Origin of the sequence: Kingella pumchi (genome assembly GCF_022288825.1) — a bacterium.
Taxonomy (GTDB): Bacteria; Pseudomonadota; Gammaproteobacteria; order Burkholderiales; family Neisseriaceae; genus Kingella_D; species Kingella_D pumchi.
Genome location: NZ_JAKOOW010000047.1, coordinates 1 through 279, shown reverse-complemented (window position 1 = coordinate 279; position 279 = coordinate 1). Strand labels below are relative to the sequence as shown.

1 protein-coding gene is annotated in these 279 nt (G+C 52.0%); it reads left to right on the top strand.

Going from position 1 to position 279, the window contains the following annotated elements; genetic code table 11:
• Nucleotides 1-258, top strand: a 258-nt coding sequence (locus MB824_RS10725; RefSeq protein ID WP_328516373.1) for a DUF2523 domain-containing protein, incomplete at its 5' end; no start/stop codon positions are given.
• Between the last annotated feature and the right edge of the window lie 21 nt (nucleotides 259-279).

The window sequence follows — 279 nt, the reverse complement described above, 5'->3', positions numbered from 1 at the left end:
CAATTGCTCGTAACCCTGATAGGCCAAATAATCGTAGCCCTTGGCGTGTCCGCCATTACCTATGTCGGCTTCGATCATCTGCAGCAGATGTTTCTAAATCACATCAAATCCAGCATGGGCGGGGCAGATGCCGCAGCCATACAGATTTTCTACATCGCCGGCGGCGGCGAAGCCCTGAACTGGATATTCGGCGCAACGTCGTTTGCCCTAGCACTTTCGTCCGTGTCCAAGCTCGGCACGTCTTTCAAGAAAAAGTAGTAACAAAATTCGCCGGCAAAC